The 21,933-nt window shown below is 53.0% G+C and carries 19 protein-coding genes; 14 read left to right on the top strand and 5 right to left on the bottom strand.

Going from position 1 to position 21,933, the window contains the following annotated elements:
* Positions 1-15: 15 nt before the first annotated feature.
* The 5 genes from leuD to leuL all read right to left on the bottom strand — a co-directional run bounded on the left by leuD (position 16) and on the right by leuL (position 4,875).
* Complete coding sequence (gene leuD / locus G4551_RS03945; RefSeq protein ID WP_003837416.1) at positions 16-621, bottom strand: 3-isopropylmalate dehydratase small subunit; 606 nt, start codon at positions 619-621, stop codon at positions 16-18.
* 10 nt (positions 622-631) lie between these two features.
* Positions 632-2,032 (bottom strand): 3-isopropylmalate dehydratase large subunit, encoded by a 1,401-nt coding sequence (gene leuC, locus G4551_RS03950; protein ID WP_003837418.1) that lies wholly within the window; start codon positions 2,030-2,032, stop codon positions 632-634.
* Positions 2,033-2,034: 2 nt separating this feature from the next.
* Positions 2,035-3,126 carry a 3-isopropylmalate dehydrogenase gene (gene leuB, locus G4551_RS03955; RefSeq protein ID WP_003837420.1) on the bottom strand — a complete coding sequence of 364 codons (1,092 nt, stop codon included), beginning with the start codon at positions 3,124-3,126 and terminating at the stop codon, positions 2,035-2,037.
* Positions 3,126-4,697, bottom strand: a complete 1,572-nt coding sequence (gene leuA, locus G4551_RS03960) for a 2-isopropylmalate synthase (RefSeq protein ID WP_003837421.1) — start codon at positions 4,695-4,697, stop codon at positions 3,126-3,128. Before leuA ends, leuB begins: the two co-directional genes overlap by 1 nt.
* A gap of 91 nt (positions 4,698-4,788) precedes the next feature.
* Positions 4,789-4,875 (bottom strand): leu operon leader peptide, encoded by an 87-nt coding sequence (gene leuL / locus G4551_RS24035; protein WP_100225767.1) that lies wholly within the window; start codon positions 4,873-4,875, stop codon positions 4,789-4,791.
* Between the two features lie 653 nt (positions 4,876-5,528).
* Here leuL and leuO point away from each other — a divergent pair.
* The 14 genes from leuO to murG all read left to right on the top strand — a co-directional run bounded on the left by leuO (position 5,529) and on the right by murG (position 21,889).
* Positions 5,529-6,476, top strand: a complete 948-nt coding sequence (leuO, locus tag G4551_RS03970; RefSeq protein WP_003837423.1) for a transcriptional regulator LeuO — start codon at positions 5,529-5,531, stop codon at positions 6,474-6,476.
* A 318-nt stretch (positions 6,477-6,794) separates the two neighbouring features.
* The gene (ilvI, locus tag G4551_RS03975) at positions 6,795-8,519 is read left to right on the top strand and encodes an acetolactate synthase 3 large subunit (protein WP_003837425.1); all 1,725 of its coding nucleotides are present in this window, start codon (positions 6,795-6,797) and stop codon (positions 8,517-8,519) included.
* A gap of 2 nt (positions 8,520-8,521) precedes the next feature.
* Entirely contained in the window at positions 8,522-9,013 is a 492-nt protein-coding gene (gene ilvN / locus G4551_RS03980) for an acetolactate synthase small subunit (RefSeq protein WP_003829566.1), read from the top strand.
* A gap of 180 nt (positions 9,014-9,193) precedes the next feature.
* Positions 9,194-10,198 (top strand): catabolite repressor/activator, encoded by a 1,005-nt coding sequence (gene cra / locus G4551_RS03985; protein WP_003018794.1) that lies wholly within the window; start codon positions 9,194-9,196, stop codon positions 10,196-10,198.
* Positions 10,199-10,811: 613 nt separating this feature from the next.
* Positions 10,812-11,270, top strand: coding sequence for a division/cell wall cluster transcriptional repressor MraZ (gene mraZ, locus G4551_RS03990; RefSeq protein ID WP_003018792.1), 459 nt, complete (start codon positions 10,812-10,814; stop codon positions 11,268-11,270).
* A 1-nt stretch (position 11,271) separates the two neighbouring features.
* Positions 11,272-12,213 carry a 16S rRNA (cytosine(1402)-N(4))-methyltransferase RsmH gene (gene rsmH, locus G4551_RS03995; RefSeq protein WP_003018789.1) on the top strand — a complete coding sequence of 314 codons (942 nt, stop codon included), beginning with the start codon at positions 11,272-11,274 and terminating at the stop codon, positions 12,211-12,213.
* Positions 12,210-12,575: a cell division protein FtsL gene (gene ftsL / locus G4551_RS04000; protein ID WP_000625651.1), complete on the top strand. Its 366-nt coding sequence runs from the start codon at positions 12,210-12,212 to the stop codon at positions 12,573-12,575. Before rsmH ends, ftsL begins: the two co-directional genes overlap by 4 nt.
* Positions 12,576-12,590: 15 nt before the next feature.
* A complete protein-coding gene (gene ftsI, locus G4551_RS04005) occupies positions 12,591-14,357 on the top strand; it encodes a peptidoglycan glycosyltransferase FtsI (RefSeq protein WP_003018783.1) in 1,767 nt (588 codons plus the stop codon).
* On the top strand, positions 14,344-15,831 hold the full coding sequence (gene murE / locus G4551_RS04010; protein WP_003018780.1) for a UDP-N-acetylmuramoyl-L-alanyl-D-glutamate--2,6-diaminopimelate ligase: 1,488 nt from the start codon (positions 14,344-14,346) through the stop codon (positions 15,829-15,831). Before ftsI ends, murE begins: the two co-directional genes overlap by 14 nt.
* A complete protein-coding gene (murF, locus tag G4551_RS04015; RefSeq protein WP_003837429.1) occupies positions 15,828-17,186 on the top strand; it encodes a UDP-N-acetylmuramoyl-tripeptide--D-alanyl-D-alanine ligase in 1,359 nt (452 codons plus the stop codon). The genes murE and murF overlap by 4 nt, the downstream gene beginning before the upstream one ends.
* Positions 17,180-18,262 carry a phospho-N-acetylmuramoyl-pentapeptide-transferase gene (mraY, locus tag G4551_RS04020; protein ID WP_003018774.1) on the top strand — a complete coding sequence of 361 codons (1,083 nt, stop codon included), beginning with the start codon at positions 17,180-17,182 and terminating at the stop codon, positions 18,260-18,262. The genes murF and mraY overlap by 7 nt, the downstream gene beginning before the upstream one ends.
* A 2-nt stretch (positions 18,263-18,264) precedes the next feature.
* Entirely contained in the window at positions 18,265-19,581 is a 1,317-nt protein-coding gene (murD, locus tag G4551_RS04025; protein ID WP_003837433.1) for a UDP-N-acetylmuramoyl-L-alanine--D-glutamate ligase, read from the top strand.
* Positions 19,581-20,825 carry a cell division protein FtsW gene (gene ftsW / locus G4551_RS04030; protein ID WP_003018770.1) on the top strand — a complete coding sequence of 415 codons (1,245 nt, stop codon included), beginning with the start codon at positions 19,581-19,583 and terminating at the stop codon, positions 20,823-20,825. Before murD ends, ftsW begins: the two co-directional genes overlap by 1 nt.
* On the top strand, positions 20,822-21,889 hold the full coding sequence (gene murG, locus G4551_RS04035) for an undecaprenyldiphospho-muramoylpentapeptide beta-N-acetylglucosaminyltransferase (RefSeq protein ID WP_003018767.1): 1,068 nt from the start codon (positions 20,822-20,824) through the stop codon (positions 21,887-21,889). The genes ftsW and murG overlap by 4 nt, the downstream gene beginning before the upstream one ends.
* The last annotated feature ends 44 nt before the right edge of the window (positions 21,890-21,933 follow it).

Raw genomic sequence — 21,933 nt, forward strand, 5'->3', positions numbered from 1 at the left:
GACCAGCGGGAGAGATTACTGCATAAACGCTGGCTGCTTGTCTTCGTATTCGGTGATGGCCGCTTCATGCTGCAGCGTCAGCCCGATGCTGTCCAGACCGTTCAGCATGCAGTGGCGGCGGAAGTCGTCGATTTTAAAGCTGTAGGACTTATCGCCCGCTTTCACCACCTGCGCTTCCAGATCCACTTCAAATTTAATGCCCGGATTGGCTTTCACCAGGGTAAACATTTCATCTACCTGCGCGTCGCTCAGAGTCACCGGCAGCAGTTGGTTATTGAAACTGTTGCCGTAGAAGATGTCGGCGAAGCTTGGGGCAATCACCACTTTAAAACCGTAATCGGTCAACGCCCACGGCGCATGTTCGCGTGACGAACCGCAGCCGAAGTTTTCGCGCGCCAGCAGAATTGATGCCCCTTTATATTCCGGGAAGTTCAAAACGAACTCAGGATTTGGCTGTTGCCCTTTTTCGTCCAGAAAACGCCAGTCGTTAAACAGATGAGCGCCAAAACCGGTACGCGTAACCTTCTGCAAAAACTGTTTGGGAATGATTGCGTCGGTATCAACGTTGGCGGCATCCAGTGGGACAACCAGGCCGGTATGCTGGGTAAATTTCTCTGCCATGGTAGTTTCCTTATTTGATGCTGCGAATGTCGGCAAAATGACCGGTAACGGCGGCAGCGGCGGCCATGGCCGGGCTGACTAAATGCGTGCGACCACCGCGGCCCTGACGGCCTTCAAAATTACGGTTGCTGGTGGAGGCGCAGCGCTCGCCCGGATTCAGGCGGTCATTGTTCATGGCCAGACACATGGAACAGCCTGGTAAACGCCATTCGAATCCTGCTTCGATAAAGATCTTGTCCAGACCTTCTGCTTCCGCCTGCGCTTTCACCGGACCAGAGCCCGGCACCACCAGTGCCTGTACGCCTGGCGCAACTTTACGTCCTTTGGCGATTTCCGCCGCGGCGCGTAAATCTTCAATACGCGAGTTGGTGCAGGAACCGATGAACACTTTATCGATAGCCACTTCCGTTAACGGAATACCTGGCTTCAGCCCCATATACGCCAGCGCTTTTTCAGCCGATGCGCGCTCAACGGGATCGGCAAAGGATGACGGGTCGGGAATATTATCGTTCACCGAAATGACCTGACCCGGGTTTGTTCCCCAGGTGACCTGCGGCGCAATCTCTTCCGCTTGCAGGGTGATGACGCTGTCGAAAGTGGCGCCTTCATCCGTTTGCAGGGTTTTCCAGTAGGCGACCGCGTCGTCAAAGTCTTTGCCTTTCGGTGCATGCAGACGGCCTTCGACATAGTTGAAGGTGGTCTGGTCTGGCGCGACCAAGCCCGCTTTCGCGCCCAATTCGATCGCCATGTTGCACAGGGTCATGCGGCCTTCCATGCTCAGCGCGCGGATGGCTTCGCCACAAAACTCAACTACGTGTCCGGTACCGCCTGCACTACCGGTTTTACCGATAATCGCCAGCACAATATCTTTGGCGGTAATGCCAGGGGCTGCTTTACCGTTGACTTCAATCTTCATGGTTTTGGCGCGCCCCTGTTTCAGGGTCTGCGTCGCCAGAACGTGTTCAACTTCAGAGGTGCCAATACCAAACGCCAGCGCGCCGAACGCGCCGTGTGTAGCGGTGTGGGAATCGCCGCAGACGATGGTCATACCCGGCAACGTCACGCCTTGTTCTGGCCCCATCACGTGAACGATACCCTGATACGGATGGTTCAGGTCATACAGCTCGACGCCAAATTCGTTACAGTTCTTAATCAGCTCTTGCATCTGGATGCGTGCCATCTCACCCGACGCGTTGATGTCTTTGGTCTGGGTAGAGACGTTGTGATCCATGGTGGCAAAGGTTTTACCCGGCTGGCGTACCTGACGGCCATGCGCGCGCAGGCCATCAAACGCTTGCGGAGAGGTCACTTCATGCACCAGATGTCTGTCGATGTACAACAGCGGGGTTTCGTTTTGCGCTTCAAAGACGACGTGCGCATCAAACAATTTTTCGTATAACGTTTTGGCCATGATTACACCCCTTCTGCGACGTAACGGGCAATGATGTCACCCATTTCATCGGTACTGACTGCGGCAGCGCCACGGGCTAAGTCACCGGTGCGGATGCCTTCTTCTAATGCGCGGTTGATGGCGCTCTCAATTGCGGTTGCCGCATCATTGGCATCCAGGCTGTAGCGCAGCAGCAGCGCCAGCGACAGGATTTGGGCGATAGGGTTGGCAATGTTTTTCCCGGCGATGTCAGGAGCGGAGCCGCCAGCAGGCTCGTACAAACCGAAGCCCTGATCATTCAGGCTGGCGGACGGTAACATACCCATTGAACCGGTGATCATGGCGCACTCGTCAGACAGAATGTCGCCAAACAGGTTAGAGCACAGCAACACGTCGAACTGGGAAGGATCTTTGATCAATTGCATCGTCGCGTTGTCGATGTACATATGCGCCAGTTCAACGTCTGGGTATTCATTAGCAATTTCATTGACGATTTCGCGCCACAGAATAGACGTTTGCAGTACGTTAGCTTTATCAATCGACGTGACTTTACGGCGACGTTTACGGGCGGATTCAAACGCGATACGCGCAATACGTTCGATCTCGAAACGGTGATAAACCTCGGTATCAAAGGCTTTTTCATGTTGTCCGCTGCCTTCGCGGCCTTTTGGTTGACCGAAGTAAATTCCGCCAGTCAGTTCGCGTACGCACAGGATGTCGAAACCGTTCGCGGCAATATCTGCGCGCAGAGGGCAAAACGCTTCCAGACCCTGATAGAGCTTAGCTGGGCGCAGATTGCTGAATAATTTGAAGTGCTTACGCAATGGCAGCAGCGCGCCACGCTCTGGCTGCTGGTTTGGCGGCAGATTTTCCCATTTCGGGCCGCCAACGGAGCCAAACAGAATGGCGTCAGCTTGTTCACAGCCTTCAACCGTTGCAGGCGGCAGCGGCTGACCGTGGTTATCGATAGCGGCACCACCCACGTCGTAGTGGCTGGTGGTAATGCGCATGTTAAAGCGGTTGCGGATTGCGTCCAGTACCTTCAGGGCTTGCGCCATCACTTCCGGGCCAATACCGTCACCCGGCAAAACAGCAATATGATAATTCTTCGACATCACACGGTTTCCTTGTTGTTCTCGTTGTTCTGAGCTTTGCGTTGCAATTCTTTTTCGACTTCTTCGGCGCGCCAGATGTTGTTCAGCACATGAACCATTGCTTTAGCGGAAGATTCGACGATATCTGTCGCCAGACCGACGCCGTGGAAACGACGACCGTTATAGTTGGCAACGATATCCACCTGACCCAGCGCATCTTTACCGTGCCCTTTGGCGGTCAGGCTGTATTTCACCAGTTCGACGTTGTACTCAGTTACACGGTTGATTGCCTGATAAATGGCATCGACCGGACCGTTACCGTTCGCCGCTTCGGCTTTGACTTCTTCACCACAGGCCAGCTTGACGGAGGCGGTGGCGATGTCGTTTGAGCCGGACTGCACGCTGAAGTAATCCAGACGGAAATGCTCCGGTTCTTCCTGCTGTTTATTAATGAAGGCCAGCGCTTCCAGGTCGTAATCAAATACCTGACCTTTTTTGTCCGCCAGTTTCAGGAATGCGTCGTACAGGTTGTCCAGGCTGTATTCATTTTCTTTATATCCCATCTCGTCCATACGGTGTTTCACCGCGGCACGTCCGGAACGGGACGTCAGGTTCAGCTGTACCTGGTTCAGGCCGATGGATTCAGGCGTCATGATTTCGTAGTTTTCACGATTTTTCAGTACGCCGTCCTGATGGATGCCGGAAGAGTGGGCAAAGGCACCACTACCGACAATGGCTTTGTTAGCAGGAATAGGCATGTTGCAGATTTGGCTGACTAATTGACTGGTGCGCCAGATCTCCTGGTGATTGATGCGGGTCTGTACATTCAGGATATCTTTACGCACTTTGATCGCCATGATCACTTCTTCCAGTGAGCAGTTACCGGCGCGTTCGCCGATACCGTTCATCGCGCCTTCCACCTGACGCGCTCCGGCGTGAACGGCTGCCAGTGCGTTGCCTACGCCCAAACCTAAATCATCATGGGTGTGTACGGAGATGATGGCTTTATCGATATTTGGTACGCGTTCATACAGGCCAGAAATGATTGCCCCAAATTCGAAAGGCATGGTGTAACCGACGGTATCGGGGATGTTAATGGTTTTGGCTCCCGCGTTAATGGCAGCTTCAACCACGCGAGCCAAATCGGCGATAGGGGTACGGCCTGCATCTTCGCAGGAGAACTCCACGTCATCGGTATAATTACGCGCACGCTTAACCATGTAGACCGCGCGCTCAATGACCTCATCCAGCGTACTGCGTAATTTCGTCGCGATGTGCATCGGCGAGGTGGCGATAAACGTATGAATACGGAAAGCCTCAGCGACTTTCAGAGATTCTGCGGCAACGTCGATATCTTTTTCTACGCAGCGAGCTAAGGCACAAACGCGGCTGTTTTTAACCTGACGAGCGATAGTCTGAACTGACTCAAAGTCGCCCGGTGAAGAAACGGGGAAACCCACTTCCATCACGTCAACGCCCATACGCTCAAGGGCCAGCGCAATCTGCAGTTTTTCTTTCACACTCAGGCTTGCCTGTAACGCCTGTTCACCATCGCGTAAGGTGGTATCGAAAATAATGACTTGCTGGCTCATGGTTTAGGTCCTTGGTTTCTTAGGGCGCCTTGCTTCGAGCATAAAAAAACCCGCGCAACGGCGCGGGTTTTTTGTCTTAACTGGAGCTGACTTAATGCTGAATGTCGTCCACCAGTCCACCGCGCAACGAAGATGCGTTTAGTAGTAGTAGACCGTTGAAACGAGCAATGTAAGTCATCAATTAAGCTCCAGGCGAATGCGATATGCTTTTAGTGGTACTGGATATGAAGACTGATGTCAACCCTCACTCCAGCAAATGCCTCGTTAGAGGGGGGAAGTTTCTGCAAAACTTAAGCGAATTGTGCTGAATTTTTCGGGCTACATAAAATTAATCAGTTGATGGTTGTACATAATTTTCATGTTTTGACATATTTGAGCATAGTTATTTGCATTTATTGTAACGGCGAACTGAAGGAAAAGTCGCTCTTGGAATTTCATATCTTAATGATTTATCTGTTTTTATAGTAATTATGAATGGCTATGGGTGGTGTAACACCACAAAATTGATAAATTAATGTTAACTTTTAATGTATTAATAATATAAACATTTAATTAAAACTTAAATACACATTCACTATACGTATGATTGTATATTCGCCATGCTTATGGTTATATTGTTTTTGAAATTTAAACATATGAATCACCGTGCAGTGACACTGCCACACTGCGATCGCATTGGTCTTTTGTTCATTTAGGTTTGTGCCTTTATGTTTTCCTAATTTTAATGTTTTTTCTTTTTCTCATCTTATATGTATGGTAAATCATATTAACGGAGATTATTTCTTCACTCCGTCTGGGAAAAGGGAGTTTAGAGTGACAGTGGAGTTAAATATGCCAGAAGTAAAAATAACAGATAAAACAAATATTATAGATATTGGGAAACCACAGCTTCGCATGGTTGATCTTAATTTATTAACCGTCTTTGATGCGGTGATGCAAGAACAAAACATCACCCGTGCCGCGCATACTTTGGGGATGTCGCAACCTGCTGTCAGTAATGCGGTCGCGCGCCTGAAAATTATGTTTAATGATGAGCTTTTTGTTCGTTATGGACGCGGTATCCAGCCGACAGCAAGAGCCTTCCAGCTATTTGGTTCTGTTCGTCAGGCATTGCAATTAGTGCAGAATGAACTGCCTGGATCGGGTTTTGAGCCAGCCAGCAGCGAGCGCGTATTCAATCTTTGCGTATGCAGCCCATTGGATAATATTCTGACCTCGTTGATTTATAATAGGGTTGAGCAAGTTGCACCAAACATTCATGTCGTATTTAAATCTTCACTCAATCAAAATACAGAGCATCAATTACGTTACCAGGAAACTGAATTCGTTATTAGCTATGAAGAGTTCCGACGTCCTGAATTTACCAGTATTCCGTTATTCAATGACGAAATGGTGTTAGTGGCAAGTAAAAAGCATCCGCGCATTAGTGGTCCTTTACTGGAAAGCAATGTCTATAATGAACAGCATGCGGTGGTGTCACTTGATCGCTTCGCATCATTCAGCCAACCGTGGTATGACACACCGGATAAACAATCCTCCGTGGCTTATCAGGGCATGGCATTAATTAGCGTTCTTAATATTGTGTCGCAAACGCATTTGGTCTCTATTGCGCCACGTTGGTTAGCAGAAGAATTTGCCGATTCTTTAGAACTACAGATCTTGCCTTTACCGTTAAAATTGAACAGCCGCACATGCTATCTTTCATGGCATGAAGCCGCAGGCCGGGATAAAGGACATCAATGGATGGAAGAGTTGTTAGTCTCCGTTTGTAAGCAGTAGCATTTAGCAGAGTAAACCGGACGGTGCATCCTGTTTATTCTGCTTTTAACTTTATAACTGAAATTTTATGCTGAACTCTATTTTTTACGTCTGTCCAAAAGTGTCAAAAAATAGAGTAATCGCTGTAAGTCCCCATTTTTAAGCGATTATTTATCATACTGATTGCTTATGCTGGTTTAATTCTCCGTTTATTCGCGTCTTTCCTCCTTTTTATTCTTATTTACTCCAGTGCCACCCCTTCGGAGTCAATTGCCATGCGTCATCGTCAGCGGTTAATGTGTTGTTAAACCGCAATTCATTATAAGAGTGAGGCAAGCCATGGAGATGTTGTCTGGAGCCGAGATGGTCGTCCGATCGCTCATCGATCAGGGTGTGAAGCAGGTATTCGGTTATCCCGGAGGGGCCGTCCTCGATATTTATGATGCCCTGCATACGGTCGGCGGTATTGATCATGTGCTGGTCCGCCATGAACAAGCGGCGGTACATATGGCTGATGGCCTTGCGCGTGCCACGGGAGAAGTGGGGGTCGTATTGGTCACCTCCGGGCCGGGGGCGACCAACGCGATTACCGGGATCGCAACGGCTTACATGGATTCCATTCCGCTGGTGATCCTCTCCGGACAGGTCGCAACGTCGCTGATTGGCTACGATGCCTTCCAGGAGTGCGACATGGTAGGTATATCCCGCCCGGTGGTGAAACATAGCTTCCTGGTCAAACAAACGGAAGATATCCCGCAGGTGCTGAAAAAAGCCTTCTGGCTGGCAGCAAGCGGTCGTCCGGGGCCAGTGGTGGTGGATTTGCCGAAGGATATTCTGAATCCGGCGAAGAAACTGCCTTATAGCTGGCCGGACTCGGTGAGTATGCGCTCGTATAATCCGACGACGACGGGACATAAAGGACAGATAAAACGGGCGTTGCAGACGCTGGTCGCGGCGAAGAAACCGGTTGTCTATGTGGGCGGTGGCGCGGTCAATGCCGCTTGCCATGAGCAGTTAGCTCAGATTGCTGAAGCGCTGAATCTGCCGGTTGTCTCCTCGCTCATGGGGTTGGGCGCGTTTCCGGCCACGCATCGTCAGGCGCTGGGCATGTTGGGCATGCACGGTACCTACGAAGCCAATATGACCATGCATCATTCCGATGTGATCTTTGCCGTTGGCGTTCGCTTTGACGATCGAACGACGAATAACCTGGCAAAATATTGTCCTAATGCGACCGTGCTGCATATCGATATCGATCCGACCTCTATTTCCAAAACCGTTACTGCGGATATTCCGATTGTGGGGGATGCCCGCCTGGTGCTGGATCAGATGCTCGAACTACTGGAGCAGGAGAAATCTCAGCAGCCGCTGGATGATAATCGTGACTGGTGGCAACGGATTGAGCACTGGCGTGCCCGTCAGTGTCTGAAATACGACACGCAAAGCGAAAGTATTAAGCCGCAGGCGGTGATTGAAACCATCTGGCGTCTGACGAAAGGGGAGGCGTATGTGACCTCTGACGTTGGCCAACACCAGATGTTTGCCGCACTTTACTATCCGTTCGATAAACCGCGTCGCTGGATTAACTCAGGCGGCCTCGGGACTATGGGATTCGGTTTACCTGCGGCGTTAGGGGTGAAAATGGCTTTGCCGGATAAAACGGTAGTGTGCGTCACCGGGGATGGCAGCATTCAGATGAATATCCAGGAGCTGTCGACGGCGCTGCAATATGAACTGCCGGTGCTGGTACTCAACCTTAACAACCGTTATCTCGGCATGGTCAAACAGTGGCAGGACATGATCTACTCCGGGCGTCACTCACAGTCTTACATGCAGTCGCTGCCCGATTTCGTGCGCCTTGCTGAGGCTTATGGACATATCGGTATCCAGATTAATCGGCCTGAAGAACTTGAGAGCAAGTTGGGCGAAGCGCTGGAACATGTGCGTAACCATCGTCTGGTGTTTGTCGATGTCACCGTCGACGGTAGTGAACATGTCTACCCGATGCAGATTCGTGGGGGTGGGATGGATGAAATGTGGTTAAGCAAAACGGAGAGGACCTGATTATGCGCCGGATATTATCAGTATTGCTTGAAAACGAGTCAGGTGCATTATCGCGTGTGATTGGCCTCTTCGCCCAGCGTGGTTACAACATTGAAAGCCTGACCGTCGCGCCGACCGACGATCCGACCTTATCGCGGATGACGATTCAGACGGTAGGGGATGAGAAAGTCCTTGAGCAGATCGAAAAGCAGCTCCACAAACTGGTGGATGTTCTGCGCGTTAGCGAGCTGGGACAGGGCGCCCACGTTGAACGAGAAATCATGCTGGTGAAAATCCAGGCCAGCGGTTATGGCCGGGAAGAAGTGAAACGCAACACGGAGATTTTCCGCGGGCAAATCATCGATGTCACGCCTTCTATCTACACCGTACAACTGGCGGGCACCAGCGATAAGCTGGATGCGTTTCTGGCAACGCTGCGTGAAGTCGCTAAAATTGTGGAAGTTGCTCGCTCCGGCGTGGTTGGGCTTTCCCGCGGCGATAAAATCATGCGTTAATCATGATCGGGTTCTTAATTCGCAAGCCCAACGACTCAGGTTGGGCTTTTTTTTGCGAAATCAGCGGTAACCAGAGACAAAAGCGGTTGCCGGAGTCATTATTCTGCGCTTAGATGTTAATAAATTTAACCCATGCCATCACAAAGGTTATGGTTTGTACATTTTACGCAAGGGGCAATTGTGAAACTGGATGAAATCGCTCGGTTGGCCGGCGTTTCGCGAACGACTGCAAGCTACGTTATTAATGGCAAAGCAAAGCAATATCGCGTAAGCGACAAAACGGTTGAAAAAGTCATGGCGGTGGTGCGCGAGCATAATTACCACCCGAATGCCGTGGCGGCCGGGCTGCGTGCTGGACGCACACGTTCTATCGGGCTGGTGATCCCGGATCTTGAGAACACGAGCTATACCCGGATCGCAAACTATCTGGAGCGCCAGGCGCGTCAACGTGGGTATCAGCTGTTGATTGCCTGCTCTGAAGATCAGCCAGATAACGAAATGCGCTGTATTGAGCATCTTTTACAGCGCCAGGTCGATGCCATTATTGTGTCGACTTCCTTGCCGCCTGAACATCCGTTCTACCAACGCTGGGCAAACAGTTCATTCCCGATTGTGGCGCTGGATCGTGCACTGGATCGCGAACATTTTACCAGCGTTGTGGGTGCAGATCAGGATGATGCGGAAATGCTGGCGGAAGAGTTACGCAAATTCCCTGCTGAAACCGTCCTCTATCTGGGCGCGCTTCCTGAATTATCCGTCAGTTTCCTGCGCGAACAGGGTTTTCGTACCGCGTGGAAGGACGATCCGCGTGAAGTCCATTTCCTGTACGCCAACAGCTATGAGCGGGAAGCTGCAGCGCAGCTGTTTGATAAATGGCTGGAAACGCACCCAATGCCTCAGGCGTTGTTTACCACGTCGTTTGCTCTGTTGCAGGGGGTGATGGATGTGACCCTGCGTCGTGATGGGCAGTTGCCGTCTGATTTAGCGATTGCGACTTTTGGCGATCACGAACTGCTCGACTTCCTGCAGTGCCCTGTTCTGGCAGTGGCACAGCGCCATCGTGATGTCGCGGAACGCGTGCTGGAGATTGTACTGGCAAGTCTGGACGAACCGCGTAAACCAAAACCAGGTTTAACGCGTATACGGCGTAATCTGTACCGTCGCGGTATTCTCAGCCGTAACTAAGTTCCCTCAATTGATGACGTCGGCGGGATAAGCCTCTGACGTCTTCAGTTTTTCTATTCTCAGAAATAACCGCATTATATTTAAGAATATTCTTTAGAATTATCTGAAATGTATTCTTGAAATACCCCGAATTAAAAATGCAACTATCCATTTTTGGGTTATTGATACGTAACGACGCGTTACGGTTGTATTATTTTGTTACATGCATGTGTGGATTTGCCGAATTAACAAACACTTTGCTCTCGTATTGCGGCCATCTGGTGCTTACCTTGGTCCTGCGCGGCGTACAGACCGATTAACTGGTACTGTTAACTCGCTGCATATTGTCCTAAAATGCCGCTCGCGTCGCAAACTGACACTTTATATTTTCTTCTGATGATATTCAGTTGTTTTAAACAATGATGAGTTGTTGGATTTTTTTCTTACAAATATTCATGACGTTAATTTGCTTCGTTTGCTGTACGGATTTTGTTCAACGCTGATATTAGCCGTAAACAATGGGTTTTTTGCTCCGCTAAGCGCCGCGACTTGCTTGACAAGGTTTTCCTCCGCTCCGTAAACTCCTTTAAGTGGGAATTTGTGGGATAAAGTGGTAATCGGGGGTGAGACTGGCATGTTCCGGGGAGCAACGTTAGTTAATCTCGACAGTAAAGGGCGCTTATCCGTGCCTACCCGTTATCGGGATCAACTGCTTGAGAGCGCTACCGGTCAAATGGTTTGCACCATTGACATCCATCACCCGTGCCTGCTGCTGTACCCCCTGCCTGAATGGGAAATAATCGAGCAGAAGCTATCGCGTCTGTCGAGCATGAATCCAGTTGAGCGTCGCGTACAGCGCTTATTGTTGGGTCATGCCAGCGAATGTCAGATGGATAACGCTGGTCGATTACTGATAGCGCCCATTCTGCGGCAACACGCAGGGCTAACGAAAGAAGTGATGCTGGTTGGGCAGTTCAATAAGTTTGAGCTGTGGGATGAAACGACCTGGTATCAACAGGTCAAGGAAGATATCGACGCTGAGCAGTCTGTTACTGGCGCGTTGTCGGAACGATTGCAGGATTTGTCTCTATAAAATGACGGAAAATTATAAACATACAACGGTGTTGCTGGATGAAGCCGTAAACGGCCTGAATATTCGTCCAGACGGCATCTACATTGACGGGACATTTGGTCGCGGTGGTCACTCACGTCTGATCCTCTCCCAGCTTGGCGAAGAGGGGCGTTTACTGGCAATCGATCGCGATCCGCAGGCTATTGCCGTTGCTAAAACGATTACCGATCCTCGCTTCTCCATCGTACATGGACCTTTCTCTGCGCTGGCTGACTATGTCGCTGAGCGTGGACTGACCGGTAAGATCGACGGGATTCTTCTCGATCTGGGCGTTTCTTCACCGCAGCTCGATGACGCAGAGCGCGGTTTTTCGTTTATGCGTGACGGTCCGTTAGATATGCGTATGGACCCAACACGCGGTCAGTCAGCGGCCGAATGGCTGCAAACCGCCGATGAAGCAGACATTGCCTGGGTGATTAAAACCTTTGGCGAAGAGCGCTTCGGCAAACGCATTGCCCGAGCCATCGTGGAGCGTAACCGCATCGAACCGATGACCCGCACCAAAGAACTGGCGGAAGTTATTGCGGCGGCAATGCCGGTGAAGGACAAATTCAAACATCCCGCGACCCGTACCTTCCAGGCGGTGCGCATTTGGGTGAACAGTGAACTGGAGGAGATAGAGCAGGCGCTAAAAAGCTCGCTCAGCGTGCTGGCTCCAGGTGGTCGCCTTTCGATCATCAGTTTCCATTCGCTTGAAGACCGCATTGTGAAACGCTTTATGCGTGAACAAAGCCGTGGTCCTCAGGTACCGGCTGGAATACCGATGACCGAAGCGCAGATCAAAAAACTGGGCGGCCGTGAGTTAAGAGCACTAGGCAAGATGATGCCGGGTGAAGAAGAGGTCGCTGAGAATCCTCGTGCCCGTAGTTCAGTTCTGCGTATTGCAGAGAGGACGAACGCATGATCAGCAGAGTGACAGAAGCCCTCAGCAAAGTTAAAGGATCGATAGGAAGCAACGAGCGCCATGCCTTGCCTGGCGTGATCGGTGACGATCTTTTGCGGTTTGGGAAGCTGCCACTCTGCCTGTTCATTTGCATTATTTTGACGGCGGTTACCGTCGTGACAACAGCGCACCACACGCGGTTACTGACTGCGCAGCGTGAGCAACTGGTCCTGGAGCGAGATGCGCTGGATATCGAATGGCGTAACTTGATCCTTGAGGAGAACGCGCTCGGCGACCATAGCCGTGTTGAACGGATCGCAACGGAAAAGCTGCAAATGCAGCATGTCGATCCCTCACAAGAAAATATCGTAGTACAAAAATAAGGATAAACGCGACGCATGAAAGCAGCGGCAAAAACGCACAAACCAAAACGCCAGGAAGAACAAGCCAACTTTATCAGTTGGCGTTTTGCGTTACTGTGCGGCTGTATTTTGCTGGCACTGGGTTTTCTGCTGGGTCGCGTTGCCTGGCTGCAAATCATCGCGCCGGACATGCTGGTGCGTCAGGGTGATATGCGCTCTCTACGCGTCCAGGAAGTGTCTACATCGCGCGGAATGATTACCGACCGCTCTGGTCGTCCGCTGGCGGTGAGTGTTCCGGTTAAAGCTATATGGGCCGACCCGAAAGAAGTACATGATGCCGGCGGAGTGAGCGTTGGCGAACGCTGGAGAGCGCTGTCAACCGCGCTGAATCTCCCGCTCGATCAACTGGCTTCCCGCATTAACGCCAACCCGAAAGGGCGCTTTATCTATCTGGCGCGTCAGGTAAACCCTGACATGGCTGACTACATCAAAAAACTGAAGCTGCCAGGTATCCATCTGCGCGAAGAATCCCGCCGTTACTACCCTTCCGGGGAAGTGACTGCTCACCTCATCGGTTTTACGAACGTCGACAGCCAGGGCATTGAAGGCGTTGAGAAGAGCTTCGACAAGTGGCTCACCGGACAACCGGGCGAGCGTATTGTACGTAAAGACCGGTATGGCCGCGTCATTGAAGATATCTCTTCTACCGACAGCCAGGCGGCGCATAACCTCGCGTTGAGCATTGATGAGCGTTTACAGGCACTGGTCTACCGTGAACTGAATAACGCCGTGGCGTTCAACAAGGCGGAGTCAGGCAGTGCGGTACTGGTGGATGTGAACACCGGTGAAGTGCTGGCAATGGCCAACAGTCCGTCCTACAACCCGAACAATCTCACCGGTACGCCAAAAGACGCGATGCGTAACCGCACCATTACCGACGTGTTTGAACCGGGTTCTACCGTTAAACCGATGGTGGTGATGACCGCGCTGCAGCGCGGTGTGGTACGCGAAAATACGGTCCTCAACACTATCCCTTACCGAATTAATGGTCACGAAATCAAAGACGTGGCACGTTATAGCGAATTAACCCTCACCGGGGTTTTGCAGAAGTCGAGTAACGTCGGTGTTTCCAAGCTGGCGTTAGCGATGCCGTCCTCAGCGTTAGTAGATACTTACTCACGTTTTGGGCTGGGAAAAGCGACCAATTTGGGGTTGGTCGGAGAACGCAGTGGCTTATATCCTCAAAAACAACGGTGGTCTGACATAGAGAGGGCCACCTTCTCTTTCGGCTACGGGCTAATGGTAACGCCGTTACAGTTAGCGCGAGTCTATGCAACGATCGGCAGTTACGGCGTTTATCGTCCACTGTCGATTACTAAAGTTGACCCTCCAGTTCCGGGCGAGCGTATCTTCCCGGAAGCGACCGTACGTACCGTGGTGCACATGATGGAAAGCGTGGCGCTGCCCGGCGGCGGCGGCGTGAAGGCGGCGATTAAAGGTTATCGTATCGCCATTAAAACCGGTACAGCGAAAAAAGTAGGGCCGGATGGCCGCTACATCAACAAATACATTGCTTATACCGCAGGCGTTGCGCCTGCGAGTCAGCCGCGCTTCGCGCTGGTTGTTGTTATCAACGATCCGCAGGCGGGTAAATACTACGGTGGCGCCGTTTCCGCGCCGGTCTTTGGTGCCATCATGGGCGGCGTACTGCGTACCATGAACATCGAGCCGGATGCGCTGACAACGGGCGATAAAAATGAATTTGTGAATAATCAAGGCGAGGCAACAGGTGGCAGATCGTAATTTGCGCGACCTTCTTGCTCCATGGGTGCCGGGTGCACCGGAGCGAGCACTGCGGGAGATGACGCTTGACAGCCGTGTGGCTGCATCGGGCGATCTCTTTGTCGCAGTATTAGGTCATCAGGCGGACGGGCGTCGGTATATCCCGCAGGCGATAGCGCAAGGTGTGGCTGCCATTATTGCAGAAGCGAAAGATGAAGCTACTGATGGTGAAATCCGTGAAATGCACGGCGTTCCGGTCATCTATCTTAGTCAGCTTAACGAACGTTTATCTGCACTGGCAGGCCGTTTTTACCACGAGCCTTCTGAGAAAATGCGTCTGGTCGGCGTGACCGGGACCAACGGTAAAACCACCACCACCCAGCTGCTGGCACAGTGGAGCCAACTGCTTGGCGAAACCAGCGCGGTGATGGGAACAGTAGGCAATGGCCTGCTGGGCAAAGTGATCCCGACGGAAAATACCACCGGTTCAGCCGTTGATGTCCAGCATGTGCTGGCGGGGCTGGTTGCGCAGGGCGCAACGGTTGGCGCAATGGAAGTCTCTTCACACGGTCTGGTTCAGCATCGCGTGGCGGCGCTGAAGTTTGCCGCATCAGTATTTACTAACTTAAGCCGTGACCATCTCGACTACCACGGCGACATGGAACATTACGAAGCCGCGAAATGGCTGCTGTATTCCACGCACCATTGCGGTCAGGCCATCGTCAATGCGGATGATGAAGTCGGTCGTCGCTGGCTGGCGAAACTCCCGGATGCGGTTGCCGTTTCGATGGAAGACCACATCAACCCGAACTGTCACGGTCGTTGGTTAAAAGCGGTTGACGTGAAGTATCACGACAGCGGGGCAACGATTCGTTTTACCTCCTCATGGGGCGACGGTGAAATTGAAAGCCGCCTGATGGGGGCGTTTAACGTCAGCAATCTGCTGCTGGCGCTGGCAACGCTGCTGGCACTGGGCTATCCGTTAGCTGATTTACTGAAAACGGCGACACAATTGCAGCCGGTTTGCGGGCGTATGGAAGTGTTCAGTGCGCCGGGTAAAACCACCGTGGTTGTTGATTACGCCCATACGCCAGATGCGCTGGAAAAAGCGCTACAGGCGGCACGTTTGCACTGTACTGGCAAACTGTGGTGCGTCTTTGGCTGCGGCGGCGATCGCGATAAAGGCAAACGTCCGTTGATGGGCGCAATTGCCGAGCAGTTTGCAGATGTTGTCGTGGTGACTGATGACAACCCGCGTACCGAAGAGCCGCGCGCCATTATTAACGACATTCTGGCGGGGATGCTGGATGCCGGACAGGCGAAGGTGATGGAAGGTCGCGCAGAAGCGGTGACAAACGCCATTATGCAGGCGAAAGAAAATGATGTGGTGCTGGTGGCCGGTAAAGGTCATGAAGACTACCAGATCGTTGGTTCACAGCGCCTCGATTATTCTGACCGCGTCACGGCAGCGCGTCTGCTGGGGGTTATCGCATGATTAGCGTAACGCTCAGCCAACTGGCGGAGATCCTCCGTGGCGAATTGAAAGGGGCCGATCTGACCCTTGATGCCGTAACAACCGATACGCGTAAAGTGACGCCGGGCTGCCTGTTTGTGGCACTGAAAGGCGAACGCTTTGATGCCCATGATTTTGCAGACAAAGCGCAAGAGAGCGGGGCCGGTGCGCTGTTGGTCAGCCGCCCGTTGGACACCAACCTGCCGCAGCTGATTGTTAACGATACGCGTCTGGCGTTTGGTGAACTGGCTGCGTGGGTTCGCGCCCAGGTTCCGGCGCGCGTTGTCGCGCTGACCGGCTCATCCGGTAAAACGTCCGTCAAAGAGATGACGGCTGCCATTCTGAGCCAGTGTGGTAACACCCTATATACCGCGGGCAACCTGAATAACGACATCGGTGTACCGATGACGCTGCTGCGCTTAAACAACGATTACGACTATGCCGTGATTGAGCTCGGTGCCAACCATCAGGGCGAAATCGCCTGGACCGTCGGCCTGACGCGTCCGGAAGCGGCGCTGGTGAACAACCTGGCCGCCGCGCACCTGGAAGGCTTCGGCTCTCTGGCGGGCGTTGCGAAGGCAAAAGGTGAGATTTTTACCGGTCTGTCAGCGAACGGTATCGCCATTATGAATGCCGACAACAACGACTGGCTGAACTGGCAAAGCATCATCGGCGATCGCAAAGTCTGGCGTTTCTCCCCGAATGCAGCCAATAGCGACTTTTCGGCGACCAACGTTCATGTGACCTCGCATGGCACGGAATTTTCTCTGCAAACGCCGACCGGAAGCATTGATGTCCTGCTGCCGTTACCGGGTCGCCATAATATCGCTAACGCCCTTGCGGCGGCGGCGCTCTCTATGGCGGTAGGCGCGACGCACGAGGCGATCAAAGCGGGGTTGAAGGATCTGCAAGCGGTACCGGGGCGTCTGTTCCCGATTCAACTCGCGGAAAATCAGCTGCTGCTGGACGACTCCTATAACGCGAACGTCGGTTCGATGACCGCAGCGGTGCAGGTGCTGTCTGAAATGCCGGGCTATCGCGTACTGGTCGTTGGCGATATGGCAGAGCTTGGCGCAGAAAGCGAAGCATGCCATGTACAGGTGGGTGTTGCTGCGAAAGCTGCAGGCATCGACCGTGTACTGAGTACGGGAAAACTGAGTCAGGCAATTAGCGACGCCAGTGGCGTTGGCGAACATTTTGCGGATAAAAGTACGCTGGCCGCGCATCTTAAAGCATTGATTGCAGAACATCAGGTCATGACGATTTTAGTGAAGGGTTCACGTAGTGCCGCCATGGAAGAGGTAGTACGCGCATTACAGGAGAATGGGACATGTTAGTTTGGCTGGCCGAACATTTGGTCAAATATTATTCCGGCTTTAACGTCTTTTCCTATCTGACGTTTCGCGCCATCGTCAGCCTGCTGACCGCGCTGTTCATCTCTTTGTGGATGGGCCCGCGCATGATTGCCCGCTTACAAAAAATGTCCTTTGGACAGGTCGTACGTAACGATGGTCCGGAATCGCACTTCAGTAAACGCGGTACGCCAACCATGGGTGGGATCATGATCCTCACCGCGATAGTTATCTCCGTACTGCTGTGGGCATATCCGTCGAACCCGTACGTATGGTGCGTGCTGGTGGTATTGATTGGCTACGGCATTATCGGTTTTGTCGATGACTACCGCAAAGTGGTGCGCAAAGATACCAAGGGCCTGATTGCCCGCTGGAAGTACTTCTGGATGTCGGTGATTGCGCTGGGTGTAGCCTTTGCGCTGTACCTCGCCGGTAAAGACACCCCGGCTACCGAGCTGGTGGTGCCGTTCTTTAAAGACGTGATGCCGCAACTGGGTCTGTTCTATGTTCTGCTGGCGTACTTCGTGATTGTGGGGACCGGCAACGCGGTCAATCTTACCGATGGCCTGGATGGTCTGGCGATTATGCCGACCGTGTTCGTAGCAGCGGGTTTTGCGCTGGTGGCATGGGCTACCGGTAACATGAACTTTGCCAACTATCTGCACATTCCCTACTTACGCCATGCAGGCGAACTGGTGATCGTCTGTACGGCGATTGTCGGCGCGGGATTAGGTTTCCTGTGGTTTAACACCTATCCGGCGCAGGTCTTTATGGGTGACGTCGGTTCGCTGGCGCTGGGTGGCGCGCTGGGCATTATTGCCGTGCTGCTGCGTCAAGAGTTCCTGCTGGTAATCATGGGCGGCGTATTTGTTGTAGAAACACTGTCGGTCATTCTGCAGGTTGGCTCCTTTAAGCTGCGCGGACAGCGCATCTTCCGTATGGCGCCGATTCACCATCACTATGAACTGAAAGGCTGGCCGGAACCGCGCGTCATTGTGCGCTTCTGGATTATTTCGCTGATGCTGGTGCTGATTGGCCTGGCAACGCTGAAGGTACGTTAATCATGGCTGATTACCAGGGTAAAAAAGTCGTCATTATCGGTCTGGGATTGACCGGGCTGTCCTGCGTGGATTTCTTTCTGGCGCGTGGCGTGACGCCGCGCGTGATGGATACCCGTGCGACGCCGCCTGGTCTGGATAAATTACCGGAAGCAGTTGAGCGTCATGTTGGTAGCCTGAATGATGACTGGCTGCTGGCCGCCGATCTCATCGTCGCCAGCCCTGGTATTGCCCTGGCGCACCCTTCGTTGAGCGCTGCTGCTGATGCCGGGATTGAAATTGTTGGCGACATTGAGCTGTTTTGTCGCGAAGCACAGGCACCGATCGTCGCGATCACCGGTTCCAACGGGAAAAGTACCGTCACTACGCTGGTCGGCGAGATGGCGAAAGCAGCCGGCGTGAACGTGGGGGTTGGCGGAAATATTGGCCTGCCCGCGTTGATGCTGCTGGATGACGAACGCGAGCTGTATGTACTGGAGCTGTCGAGCTTCCAGCTGGAGACAACCTCCAGCTTACAGGCCGTAGCCGCCACCATTTTGAACGTCACCGAAGATCATATGGACAGATATCCGTTTGGCTTGCAGCAGTACCGTGCGGCCAAACTGCGTGTCTATGAGAATGCGAAAGTGTGTGTGGTCAATGCTGATGATGCGCTGACCATGCCGATTCGCGGGGCGGATGAGCGCTGCGTGAGCTTTGGCATCAATATGGGTGACTATCATCTCAATCGTCAGCAGGGTGAAACCTGGCTGCGGGTGAAGGGTGAAAAAGTCCTGAACGTGAAAGAGATGACGCTTACCGGCCAGCATAACTATACCAACGCCCTGGCGGCGCTGGCGCTGGCGGATGCTGCGGGTCTGCCGCGGGCGTCCAGCCTGAAAGCGCTGACTACCTTTACCGGTCTGGCGCATCGTTTCCAGTTGGTACTGAATCATAACGGTGTGCGTTGGATCAACGATTCAAAAGCCACCAACGTCGGCAGCACCGAAGCTGCACTGAATGGTCTGCACATTGAGGGTACGCTGCACCTGCTGCTGGGCGGTGACGGGAAATCCGCCGACTTTATGCCGCTGCAACGTTACCTGACTGGCGACAACATTCGTCTGTACTGCTTTGGTCGCGATGGCGCACAGCTTGCCGCTCTGCGCCCTGAGGTTGCGGAACACACTGAAACCATGGAGCAGGCAATGCGTCTGCTCGCACCGCGTGTGAAGTCGGGTGATATGGTGCTGCTGTCGCCAGCCTGTGCCAGCCTTGACCAGTTCAAGAACTTTGAGCAACGTGGTGACGTCTTTACCCGTTTGGCGAAGGAGTTGGGTTGATGCGCTTCTCTCTCCCTCGTCTGAAAATGCCGCGCGTACCGGGACTGGGTGTCCTGGCGTGGATCTTCGCGGCACTTAAAGGCTGGGTGATGGCTTCGCGTGATAAAGACGCGGACAGCCTGATCATGTATGACCGCATGCTGCTGTGGCTGACTTTTGGTCTGGCAGCGATCGGTTTTGTGATGGTGACATCGGCATCGATGCCCGTAGGGCAACGCCTGGCAGGCGATCCCTTCCTGTTCGCTAAACGTGACGCGCTGTATATCTTCCTCGCGTTCTGTCTGGCGATGGTGACGCTACGTCTGCCGATGGAGTTCTGGCAAAAGTACAGCACGACGATGCTGATCGCCTCGATCATCATGTTGTTGATCGTTCTGGTGGTGGGGAGCTCCGTTAACGGGGCATCGCGCTGGATCGCGCTGGGTCCACTGCGTATTCAGCCTGCGGAATTCACCAAGCTGTCGCTGTTCTGTTATCTCGCCAACTACCTGGTGCGTAAAGTCGATGAAGTGCGTAACAACCTGCGCGGCTTCTTAAAGCCGATGGGTGTGATTCTGGTGCTGGCAATCTTGCTGCTGGCGCAGCCTGACCTTGGTACGGTAGTGGTGCTGTTTGTCACGACGCTGGCGATGCTGTTTCTTGCTGGAGCGAAACTGTGGCAGTTCATTGCCATTATCGGTATGGGGATTTCGGCGGTAGTGCTGCTGATCCTTGCCGAACCGTATCGTATTCGCCGCGTAACCTCCTTCTGGAACCCATGGGAAGATCCGTTTGGCAGCGGCTACCAGTTAACGCAATCGCTGATGGCTTTTGGTCGCGGTGAGATTTGGGGACAGGGGTTAGGTAATTCGGTGCAAAAACTGGAATATTTACCGGAAGCGCACACCGACTTCATCTTCGCCATCATTGGGGAAGAGCTGGGTTATATCGGTGTGGTATTGGCACTTTTAATGGTATTCTTCGTCGCTTTTCGCGCGATGTCGATTGGCCGCAAAGCGCTGGAAATTGACCACCGTTTTTCAGGCTTTTTAGCCTGTTCCATCGGGATTTGGTTTAGCTTCCAGGCGCTGGTAAACGTCGGTGCGGCAGCTGGTATGCTGCCAACCAAAGGTCTGACGTTACCGCTGATCAGTTATGGTGGTTCCAGTTTGTTGATTATGTCGACGGCCATCATGTTTTTGTTACGTATTGATTATGAAACGCGTCTGGAAAAAGCCCAGGCGTTTACACGAGGTGCACGATGAGTGGTCAACCGAAGCGGTTAATGGTGATGGCAGGCGGTACCGGTGGGCATGTGTTCCCTGGGCTGGCGGTCGCGCATCATTTAATGGCTCAGGGCTGGCAAGTTCGTTGGCTGGGCACCGCCGATCGTATGGAAGCGGACTTAGTGCCGAAGCATGGCATTGAAATTGACTTTATTCGCATCTCCGGTTTGCGTGGCAAAGGTGTCAACGCTCTGCTTGCCGCCCCCGTGCGTATTTTTAATGCCTGGCGTCAGGCGCGCGCCATCATGAAGCAGTTTAAGCCTGATGTGGTGCTGGGTATGGGCGGCTACGTGTCCGGCCCTGGCGGTCTGGCAGCCTGGTCATTAGGCATTCCGGTTGTACTGCATGAGCAGAATGGCATTGCGGGATTAACCAACAAGTGGCTGGCGAAAATTGCCACTACGGTGATGCAGGCTTTTCCTGGCGCTTTTCCGAATGCGGAAGTGGTGGGTAACCCGGTACGCACCGACGTTCTGGCGCTGCCGTCGCCCGAAGTACGTCTGGCAGGGCGTGAAGGCCCGGTTCGCGTGCTGGTCGTCGGGGGTTCTCAGGGAGCACGCGTATTGAACCAGACGATGCCGCAGGTTGCCGCAGAGCTTGGTGACGCGGTGACTATTTGGCATCAGAGCGGCAAAGGTGCGCAGCAAACCGTTGAACAGGCATATGCTGACGCGGGACAACCGCAGCACAAGGTCACTGAGTTTATTGATGATATGGCAGCCGCCTACGCGTGGGCGGATGTCGTAGTTTGTCGCTCAGGTGCGCTGACGGTAAGTGAAATTGCTGCCGCAGGTTTGCCTGCGCTGTTTGTGCCTTTCCAGCACAAAGACCGACAGCAGTACTGGAATGCGCTGCCGCTGGAGAAAGCGGGCGCCGCCAAAATTCTTGAGCAGCCGCAGTTTACTGTGGATGCCGTCGCTAACACCCTTTCCGGGTGGTCGCGAGAAACCTTATTAACCATGGCAGAACGTGCGCGCGCCGCATCCATACCGGATGCCACAGAGCGTGTTGCTAATGAAGTGAGCCGGGCTGCCCGGGCGTAATTGTGGTGATGCCTTTTGCATCGCATGAACTAAGAAGTTAATGG

This window comes from Citrobacter freundii ATCC 8090 = MTCC 1658 = NBRC 12681, from assembly GCF_011064845.1.
GTDB lineage: Bacteria > Pseudomonadota > Gammaproteobacteria > Enterobacterales > Enterobacteriaceae > Citrobacter > Citrobacter freundii.